We start from the raw sequence: 8,946 nt of genomic DNA on the forward strand, positions 1-8,946 counted from the left end.
CAGGATCAGGCCGATCAGCCGGTCCGGCCGGTCCAGCAGCTTGCTGGCGCGGCGGGCGCCCTTGTGGTTCTGCTTGCGGAGATGTTTCAGCCGATAGCGGTTGAGGGACATCATCCCGGTTTCCGAGCTGGAAAAGAAACCGGATAGCAGAATGAGGACTACCAGGACTGAGTATAGGAGACCCAGCGGTGCTTCGTTCAAAGCGGGGGCGGACCTTTGGCATGAATGGACCGGCTATCTTGAAGAAAAAGCCCGGCGGGAGCAAGCCCCGGGAGGTATCAATTGCAGGCGGCTCAGCTGCGTTGCAGCACCAGTTCCAGCACCAGTTTCGAGCCGAAGAAGGCCAGCATCAGCAGGGCGAAGCCGCCCAGGGTGAAACGCACCGCGGTCTGGCTGCGCCAGCCCAGCTGGTAGCGGCCCCAGAGGAGGGTGGAGTAGATCACCCAGGCCACCAGGGTCAGCACGGTCTTGTGCACCAGGTGCTGGGCAAAAATGTCGTCCAGGAACAGGAAGCCGGAGGCGATGGCGATCGTCAATAACACCACGCCGGCCCAGAGCAGCTCGAACAGCATGGTTTCCATCAACTGCAGGGGCGGCAGGAAGCTGACAATGCCGGTGGCATGGTGTTGCTTGAGCTGCCGGTCCTGCACCGCCACCAGCGCGGCCTGCGCTGCGGCGAGAGTCAGCACTGCATAGGAGAGGATGGAGGCCGCAATGTGCAGCAGCAGTCCCCGGCCCAGGGTTTCGGGGGTGGTGCCGGAATGGGGTGCGAAGGCGGAGATCAGTACCGCTGCCGCTGACAGTGGCATCAGGGCCACCAGCAGGTTCTGCAGCGGCCGCCGCACCAGCCAGGCGAGGCAGGCGATATTGATTACCAGGGAGATCAGCGCCAGGATCTTGTAGAAGCCGAGGTGAATGGCGTGATTGTCGAAAATGCTGAACCAGGCAACCATTGCGTGGCAGAGCAGGGCGACAGCGCCCATGCCGATTACCGCCCCACTGAGCCGTGGCCGCCGCCGGAGGATGTGCGACAGGTGCAGGCCCGCGGCAGCGAAATACAGCAGCGCGGCGACAATGGCGAGCAGGGGCAGCGGCATGTTTGGGGGTTGGACCCGGGTAACGTATACTGCGCCCCTTTGTACCGATTTGTCCGGCCATAATCAATAGCGCCGGCCGCTGCCGAGAGTCATTCCAATGTTTGAGAGCCTTTCCGATCGCCTGTCGCAGAGCCTTCGCTCGATCACCGGCAAGGCACGCCTCACCGAGGACAATATCCAGGACACCCTGCGCGAAGTGCGGATGGCGCTGCTTGAGGCGGATGTAGCCCTGCCCGTGGTGAAGGATTTTGTCGAGGCGGTGAAGCAGCGCGCACTGGGCCAGGAGGTAATGAAGAGCCTGAGCCCGGGCCAGGCTTTCCTGCGCATCGTGCAGGCGGAACTGGAAGCCGTCATGGGCACCGCCAACGAGGGCCTCAATCTCGCGGTGCAGCCGCCCGCGGTCATCCTGATGGCGGGCCTGCAGGGCGCGGGCAAGACTACTTCCGTGGCGAAGCTGGCGCGCCTGCTCAAGGAGCGGGAGAAGAAGTCGGTGACCGTGGTCAGTGCCGACGTCTACCGCCCCGCGGCGATCAAGCAGCTGGAGACGCTTGCCGCCGAGGTCGGGGTCGATTTCTTCCCCAGCCAGCCCGACCAGAAACCGGTGGATATTGCGGTCGCCGCCATCAATCACGCCCGGATCCGCTTCAGCGATGTGCTGATCATCGACACCGCCGGCCGGCTGGCGATCGACGAGGCCATGATGGCCGAGATCGCAGAGCTGCACCGGGTCAGCAAGCCGGCTGAAACCCTGTTCGTGGTCGATGCCATGACCGGCCAGGATGCGGCCACCACTGCCAGGGCCTTTGGCGAGGCGCTGCCCCTCACCGGGGTTATCCTGACCAAGGTTGACGCGGACAGCCGCGGCGGCGCGGCGCTGTCCGTGCGCACCATCACCGGCAAGCCGATCAAGTTCCTCGGCGTTGGTGAAAAGACCCAGGCCCTGGACCCGTTCCACCCGGACCGGCTCGCGTCTCGGATCCTCGGCATGGGCGATGTCCTGTCGCTGATCGAGGAGGCGGAGCAGAAGGTCGACAAGGAGAAAGCCGAGCGCCTGGCGCGCAAGGTCAAGAAGGGCGGCCGCTTCGATCTGGAGGATTTCCGCGACCAGCTGCAGCAGATGAACAACATGGGCGGGATCACCGGCATGCTGGACAAGCTGCCGGGCATGGGCAATGTGGCGCAGATGGCGCAGCAGAACCTGGACATGAAAATGTTTGCCCGCATGGAGGCGATGATCAATTCCATGACGCCCCGGGAAAGGCGCAACCCCGACCTCATTGTCGGCTCGCGCAAGCGCCGCATTACCCAGGGCTCAGGCACTCAGGTACAGGATCTCAATCGCCTGCTGAAGCAGCACAAGCAGATGCAGAAGATGATGAAGAAGATGAAGGGCGGCGGCATGGAGAAAATGATGCGCGGCCTCGGCGGGATGATGCCCCCGGGCGGCGGCTCCGGCGGTGGCTTCCCGTTCCGGTAAGTTGTTAGAAGCACTGAAAATTTCCGCCCGCAAGGGCTTTTAAAACCCGCTGAAGTTCCGTATGATACGCCACCTTTGCGGCCGTGGTGCCGGTATTTGCCGTGGATATGGCGGAAGATTGGCCGCAGATCCCGACTCATTTTCAGGAAATAACGGAATATGGTAACAATTCGTCTTTCTCGTGGTGGTGCCAAGAAGCGCCCGTTCTATCACCTGACGGTCACTGACAGCCGCCAGGCACGTGATGGTCGCTTCATTGAGCGCGTGGGGTTCTTCAACCCCGTCGCCCGCGGCCAGGAAGTGCGCCTGCAAGTGGACGCCGAACGTATCGCATTCTGGCAGGGCCAGGGCGCGCAGCTGTCCGATCGCGTGGCCAAGCTGGTCAGGGAAGCGGGCGCAGCAGCCTGAGTCGGTGCGGGTGGCATGAGTGAGCCCGCCGCCAGCCCCCGTCTCGTTATCGGCCGGATAACCGGCTGCTACGGGATCAAGGGCTGGGTCAAGATACACTCCTACACCGAACCGATGGAGAATTTCCTCGATTACGGTGGCTGGAAGGTGCAGCGCCGAGGTGGCCTGGAGGCCATAGACTTCGACGCTGGCCGGCGGCAGGGCAAGGGCCTGGTGGCCCACATCCGCGGGGTGGACGACCGCAACCTGGCGGAGACCTTTCAGGGGCTGGAGATCAGCGTGGACGGTGATGTGCTGCCGGAGCTGGAAGAAGGCGATTATTACTGGCACCAGCTGCAGGGCATGCAGGTCTGGTGTGGCACGGAAGAAGGCCAGGTGTTGCTCGGTGAAGTGGACTACCTGCTCGAAACCGGTGCCAACGATGTGCTGGTGATCAAGCCCTGCGAGGGCAGTATCGACCAGCGGGAACGGCTCATCCCCTGGCTCCCCGGTACGACGGTGAGGCAGGTAGACGAGGCGGCAGGGCGAATTGAGGTGGACTGGTTCCCGGAAGACTAGGGAGCGAGCTGGCGGAGGCAGGTGGGCGCATGCACATTGCGGTAGTGACCCTGTTCCCGGAAATGCTCGGCGCCATCAGCGAGCACGGGATTACCGGCCGCGCGGTGCAGCAGGGACTGGTGGGCTTCAGCCACAGCAATCCCCGCGAATTTACGCATGACCGCCATCGCACGGTGGACGATCGCCCCTTCGGTGGCGGCCCCGGCATGGTGATGAAGATAGCCCCTCTGGAGCAGGCCATAGCGGCGGCGAAGGAGCATGCAGGTGAACGCAGTCGGGTGATCTACCTGTCGCCCCAGGGGCAGCGGTTTGATCACCGCAAGGCGGTGAGCCTGGCGCAGGAATCGGCCCTGGAGCTGGTGGCGGGGCGCTACGAAGGCGTTGATGAACGCCTGATTGAGGGTGAGGTCGACGAAGAGCTCTCTATCGGCGACTACGTGCTGAGTGGCGGCGAACTGGCCGCGATGGTGGTGATAGACGCGGTAATCCGCCAGTTGCCCGGGGTGTTGGGGCACGAGTTGTCGGCGCAGGAGGATTCCTTCGCCGACGGCCTGCTGGACTGCCCCCACTACACCCGCCCCGAGGAGTACCGGGGCAGGACCGTACCGGAAGTATTGCTCAGCGGTGATCACGAGAGGATTCGCCGCTGGCGCCTCAAGCAGGCACTGGGTCGCACGCAGGAGCGGCGCCCGGATCTGCTCGAGCAAAGGGCGCTGACGCCCGAAGAACAGGAGCTGCTGGCGCTGTACCGCCAGGAGCGCGATTTGGCTTAATTCGCTAGCTGTGAAGCTAGGCACGGTAAACGACAGGAGCGCACCATGAGCACCAACAAGATTATTTCTCAGCTTGACGCTGAACAGATGCAAAAGGATCTGCCCGAGTTCAGCCCCGGTGACACCGTGGTGGTTCAGGTCAAGGTCAAGGAAGGCAACCGCGAGCGTCTGCAGGCCTTTGAGGGTGTCTGCATCGCCAAGCGCAGCCGTGGCCTCAACTCCGCGTTTACCGTGCGCAAGATCTCCCACGGCGTCGGCGTAGAGCGTACCTTCCAGGCCTACAGCCCGCTGGTCGACAGCGTCACGGTCAAGCGTCGCGGCGATGTGCGCCAGGCCAAGCTGTACTACCTGCGCGAACTGTCCGGCAAGGCGGCGCGGATCAAGGAAAAGCTCAGCGCCCGCTAAGGCGCAGGGTATTCCCCGGAAAGCGGCCCTCGGGCCGCTTTTTTGTGTCCGGGTTTTGTGGCTTGGGTGCCAGGGACCGACCTCCCGCAGGTCCTGTCGCCAGCGGGCCGCGAGGGTGCCCAAGCCGCCGCCCGGAGAAACGGCCAGGGGCTGGCTGGACACGCCGTAAATACATCCATGTAGGCTCGGATGCGACATCCATGTCGCATACGGTCCAGCCAACCCCTGGCCGCTCCTCCGGGCTATCCTCAAGAGTCTCCCGCACCTCAGTCCCCAGTCCTCCCTGCCAGCACTTCCGTGGTAATCTTGCGCGATGCCCGCCACCCACCCTGACATTGAGCACTATATCGACGCCATGTGGATGGAGAAGGGGCTCAGCGACAATACCCTCAGTGCCTATCGCCGGGATCTGAGCCAGTACCAGCAGTGGCTGGCGTCTCGCGACAGCAGTATTCTGCGCGCCGACCGCGCCGACCTGCAGTCCTACCTCGGTGCCTGCCTGATGAAAGGGCAGTCCCAGCGCTCGACGGCGCGCTTTATGTCCTGCGCCCGCAGTTTCTACCGGTTCCTGCTGCGCGAAGGGCGGCTGCAGGTGGATCCCACCCTGGACGTGGACAGCCCGAAGCTGGGGCGCCCGCTGCCCAAGTCCCTGTCCGAGCAGGACGTGGACCGGTTGCTGGCGGCACCGGATACGGAACTGGCGCTGGAATTCCGGGATCGGGCCATGCTGGAAATGCTCTACGCCTGCGGCCTGCGGGTATCGGAACTCACCGGTCTGCAACTGGTGCAGGTCAGCCTGAACCAGGGCGTGGTGCGGGTCTTCGGCAAAGGCAGCAAGGAGCGCCTGGTCCCCATGGGTGAGGAGGCCCTCAGCTGGCTGCAACGCTATATGGCTGGCCCGCGCGCGGAACTGCTCAAGGGCATACCCAGCGATGTCGTCTTTCCCAGCCGCCGCGGCACACAGATGACTCGCCAGACCTTCTGGTATCGTATTAAAATCTACGCCCGGCGTGCGGAGATCAACAAGCCGCTGTCCCCGCACACGCTGCGTCACGCTTTTGCGACCCACTTGCTGAACCACGGTGCGGATCTGCGGGTGGTGCAAATGCTGCTGGGACACAGTGACCTGACCACCACGCAGATCTACACCCATGTGGCGAAACAGCGAATGCAGGAGCTGCATGCAAAGCATCACCCGCGCGGCTGAGGAACTTGTGGTTCCCCGCGTGCTCCAATCAGGCGCGGCGAGTCGAATCCTGTCGGCCCGGGCCATAGCAACCAGAGGATAGTTCATGTTCAAGCGAGTTTTCATTGGCGCGGTGCTTGTTGCCTTCACCGCATTCTCTCTGCTGACCCGGGCAGCCGAGCCGGTGCCGGCCAACGTGCAGGATTCCCTGCGGAAAATGCTCGAGAGCCCCGCCAACGGCCTCAAGGTCGCCACCATCGAAGCCAGTGAGATTGCCGGCATGTACGCCGTCCAGTTCCAGGAGGGGCCGCTGGTCTATGCCAGTGCCAGCGGGCAGTTCTTCATTGTCGGCGACCTCTTTACCGTGGGGCCCGCTGGCTATGTGAATCTGGCGGAGAAACGCCGCGACGGCATGCGGGCAGAGGAAATGGCCGCCGTGTCCGCGGAGGACATGATCATCTTTCCCGCCGAAGGGGAGACCCTGTCCCACATCTCCGTGTTCACCGATGTAACCTGCTTCTACTGCCAGAAGCTGCACCGTGAAGTGCCTGAGTTGAACAAGCGTGGGGTGGAAGTTCGCTACCTTGCGTATCCTCGCGCTGGCCTGGAGTCGGAGGGCTACCGGAAACTGGCCACAGCCTGGTGCGCCGAGAATCCAGCACTCGCTCTGACCCGCCTGAAAAACGGCGAATCCGTGCCCGACAACGTCTGCACCGGGAGCCCGGTTGCGGCCCAGTATCAGCTGGGACAGTCCCTCGGTGTGCGCGGTACCCCCGCAATCGTCACTGCCACTGGGCAGATGATCCCCGGCTACCAGTCGGCTGATGAGCTGATGGTTACCCTCGGCCTGCGCTAGCGGCCTCTGCGTCAGCGGTGCCCTCCGGCAGGCTTGCCCGGAGGAGCCGTTGACAGTGCCGGGCGTACTCAGTACTGTTTGCCACCTTTTTTAGTTCGCGGCCCCGTAGCGGCCGCCCAAGCGAGTTCCCTAGCCGTGGAAGACCAGTTCCAGCGCATCCAGCGCCTGCCGCCCTATGTGTTCAATATCATTGGTGACCTCAAGCAGAAGGCGCGCGCGGCTGGCCAGGATGTCATCGACTTCGGCATGGGTAATCCGGACCAGCCGACGCCGAGTCACATCGTCGAGAAGATGATCGAGACCGCGCGGCGCGGTGACACCCATCGCTACTCTCAGTCCAAGGGGATACCGCGCCTGCGCAAGGCGATCTGTGACTGGTACCAGCGGCGCTACGACGTCACCCTGGATCCTGAGAGCGAAGCTATTGTCACCCTGGGTTCCAAGGAGGGACTGGCCCACCTGGCGCTGGCGACCACGGGCCCCGGCGATGCCATTCTGGTGCCCAACCCGGCCTACCCGATTCACCCCTACGGCTTCGTCATCTCCGGGGCGGACATCCGGCATGTGCCGATGGGCAATGAGGAGGAGTTTTTCCAGGAACTCGATAGTGCCATCCGCAACAGCTGGCCGCGGCCGAAAATGCTGGTGTTGAGCTTCCCCTCCAACCCCACCGGGCAGGTGGTCGAGCTGGATTTCTTCGAGCGCGTTATTGCCGTGGCCCGTGAACACCAGATCTGGGTGGTGCAGGATCTCGCCTATGCGGACCTGTGCTTCGACGGCTATGTCGCTCCCTCCATCCTGCAGGTAGAGGGCGCGCGCGAAGTCGCCGTCGAGTTCTTCAGCATGTCCAAGAGTTACAACATGCCAGGCTGGCGGGTCGGGTTCTGTTGCGGCAACAAGCAGCTGATCGGCGCACTCGGGCGGATGAAGTCCTATCTGGACTACGGCATGTTCACGCCGATCCAGGTCGCGGCAATCGCCGCTCTCGAAGGTGACCAGACCTGTGTCAAAGAAATCAACGCCATGTACAAATCCCGGCGCGACGTACTCTGCAGCGGCCTCAACGCCCTGGGCTGGCCGGTGACTCCGCCGCGTGCCACCATGTTCGTCTGGGCGCGGATCCCGCCTGCCTACGAGGCATTGGGTTCTATCGAATTCAGCAAGAGGCTGCTACAGGAGGCCCAGGTGGCGGTGTCACCGGGCGTGGGGTTTGGCGAGTACGGCGAGGGCTATGTGCGCTTTGGCCTGATCGAAAACGAGCACCGCACGCGGCAGGCCCTGCGTAATATCAAGCGCATGTTCCGCAGTGACGGCCACGCCTGAACCCATGACCACTACCGAGACAATGACAGGGAATACGAACGTGCAACCCGTGAGAATAGGTATCTGCGGCCTGGGAACTGTCGGCAGCGGCACTTTCAACCTGCTGCGCGAGAATGCCGAGGCGATCGCGGCGCGGGCCCAGGCTCCGCTGCACATCGTTCATGTCGGCGCCCGCCGCGACAATCCTTCCTGCGACCTCAGCGGCGTAAAAGTCAGCCGGGATATTTTTGCGCTGGCGGCAGATCCGGATGTCGATGTACTGGTCGAGCTGATCGGCGGTACCACGGTGGCCAGGGAACTGGTGGAGGCCGCGATCCGTGCCGGCAAGCACGTGGTCACAGCCAACAAGGCCCTGATCGCCGAACACGGCAACGAGCTGTTCGCCCTGGCGGCGGAAAACAACGTGGCGGTGCGCTACGAAGCGGCGGTGGCCGGGGGCATCCCCATCATCAAGGCCCTGCGCGAGGGGCTGGCCGGCAACCATATCGAATGGCTGGCGGGTATCATCAACGGCACCGGCAATTTTATCCTCAGCGAGATGCGCGAACACCGGCGGGAGTTCTCCGATGTGCTCGCCGAAGCGCAGGCGCTGGGCTATGCCGAGGCGGATCCGACCTTCGACGTGGAGGGCATCGATGCCGCCCACAAACTGGTGATTCTGGCGTCCATTGCCTTCGGCATCCCGCTGCAGTTCGATTCGGTCTATACCGAGGGCATTTCCGCATTGACCCCCCAGGACCTCGATTATGCCGAGGAGCTGGGCTACCGGGTGAAGCACCTGGGTATCGCCAAGCAGGGCGAGCGGGGCGTGGAACTGCGGGTGCACCCCACCCTGATTCCCGAAGACCGGCTGCTGGCCAACG

The 8,946-nt window shown here is 63.4% G+C and carries 11 protein-coding genes; 9 read left to right on the forward strand and 2 right to left on the reverse strand.

Features of this window, described 5'->3' with window-relative positions; translation table 11 throughout:
- Both RJQ10_RS09060 and RJQ10_RS09065 read right to left on the reverse strand, forming a co-directional pair.
- Window positions 1-201 (reverse strand): CNNM domain-containing protein (locus RJQ10_RS09060; RefSeq protein WP_350145777.1); only part of this gene is annotated, 201 nt, incomplete at its 3' end.
- 92 nt (window positions 202-293) lie between these two features.
- Entirely contained in the window at window positions 294-1,097 is an 804-nt protein-coding gene (locus tag RJQ10_RS09065; RefSeq protein ID WP_350145779.1) for a cytochrome C assembly family protein, read from the reverse strand.
- Between the two features lie 97 nt (window positions 1,098-1,194).
- Here RJQ10_RS09065 and ffh point away from each other — a divergent pair, with 97 nt between their 5' ends.
- The 9 genes from ffh to RJQ10_RS09110 all read left to right on the forward strand — a co-directional run.
- A complete protein-coding gene (gene ffh, locus RJQ10_RS09070; RefSeq protein ID WP_350145781.1) occupies window positions 1,195-2,574 on the forward strand; it encodes a signal recognition particle protein in 1,380 nt (459 codons plus the stop codon).
- 159 nt (window positions 2,575-2,733) lie between these two features.
- The gene (rpsP, locus tag RJQ10_RS09075) at window positions 2,734-2,982 is read left to right on the forward strand and encodes a 30S ribosomal protein S16 (protein WP_350145783.1); all 249 of its coding nucleotides are present in this window, start codon (window positions 2,734-2,736) and stop codon (window positions 2,980-2,982) included.
- Between the two features lie 15 nt (window positions 2,983-2,997).
- Window positions 2,998-3,540 (forward strand): ribosome maturation factor RimM, encoded by a 543-nt coding sequence (rimM, locus tag RJQ10_RS09080; protein WP_350145785.1) that lies wholly within the window; start codon window positions 2,998-3,000, stop codon window positions 3,538-3,540.
- A 29-nt stretch (window positions 3,541-3,569) separates the two neighbouring features.
- Entirely contained in the window at window positions 3,570-4,313 is a 744-nt protein-coding gene (gene trmD / locus RJQ10_RS09085; protein ID WP_350145787.1) for a tRNA (guanosine(37)-N1)-methyltransferase TrmD, read from the forward strand.
- 45 nt (window positions 4,314-4,358) lie between these two features.
- Window positions 4,359-4,718, forward strand: a complete 360-nt coding sequence (rplS, locus tag RJQ10_RS09090) for a 50S ribosomal protein L19 (RefSeq protein WP_350145789.1) — start codon at window positions 4,359-4,361, stop codon at window positions 4,716-4,718.
- Window positions 4,719-5,031: 313 nt separating this feature from the next.
- Window positions 5,032-5,925: a site-specific tyrosine recombinase XerD gene (gene xerD / locus RJQ10_RS09095; protein WP_350145790.1), complete on the forward strand. Its 894-nt coding sequence runs from the start codon at window positions 5,032-5,034 to the stop codon at window positions 5,923-5,925.
- An 85-nt stretch (window positions 5,926-6,010) separates the two neighbouring features.
- The gene (locus RJQ10_RS09100; protein ID WP_350145792.1) at window positions 6,011-6,760 is read left to right on the forward strand and encodes a thioredoxin fold domain-containing protein; all 750 of its coding nucleotides are present in this window, start codon (window positions 6,011-6,013) and stop codon (window positions 6,758-6,760) included.
- Window positions 6,761-6,895: 135 nt separating this feature from the next.
- On the forward strand, window positions 6,896-8,083 hold the full coding sequence (alaC, locus tag RJQ10_RS09105) for an alanine transaminase (protein WP_350145794.1): 1,188 nt from the start codon (window positions 6,896-6,898) through the stop codon (window positions 8,081-8,083).
- Window positions 8,084-8,123: 40 nt separating this feature from the next.
- Window positions 8,124-8,946 (forward strand): homoserine dehydrogenase (locus tag RJQ10_RS09110; protein ID WP_350145796.1); only part of this gene is annotated, 823 nt, incomplete at its 3' end.

This window comes from Haliea sp., from assembly GCF_040222615.1.
Classification (GTDB): Bacteria; Pseudomonadota; Gammaproteobacteria; order Pseudomonadales; family Halieaceae; genus Haliea.

What these genes read in the sequence shown, in the direction of transcription:
- rpsP (WP_350145783.1), top strand. Translation starts at nt 2,734, where the DNA reads ATGGTAACAATTCGTCTTTCTCGTGGTGGTGCCAAGAAGCGCCCGTTC.
- xerD (WP_350145790.1), top strand. Translation starts at nt 5,032, where the DNA reads ATGCCCGCCACCCACCCTGACATTGAGCACTATATCGACGCCATGTGG.
- rplS (WP_350145789.1), top strand. Translation starts at nt 4,359, where the DNA reads ATGAGCACCAACAAGATTATTTCTCAGCTTGACGCTGAACAGATGCAA.
- RJQ10_RS09065 (WP_350145779.1), bottom strand. Translation starts at nt 1,097, where the DNA reads ATGCCGCTGCCCCTGCTCGCCATTGTCGCCGCGCTGCTGTATTTCGCT.
- trmD (WP_350145787.1), top strand. Translation starts at nt 3,570, where the DNA reads ATGCACATTGCGGTAGTGACCCTGTTCCCGGAAATGCTCGGCGCCATC.
- RJQ10_RS09100 (WP_350145792.1), top strand. Translation starts at nt 6,011, where the DNA reads ATGTTCAAGCGAGTTTTCATTGGCGCGGTGCTTGTTGCCTTCACCGCA.
- ffh (WP_350145781.1), top strand. Translation starts at nt 1,195, where the DNA reads ATGTTTGAGAGCCTTTCCGATCGCCTGTCGCAGAGCCTTCGCTCGATC.
- rimM (WP_350145785.1), top strand. Translation starts at nt 2,998, where the DNA reads ATGAGTGAGCCCGCCGCCAGCCCCCGTCTCGTTATCGGCCGGATAACC.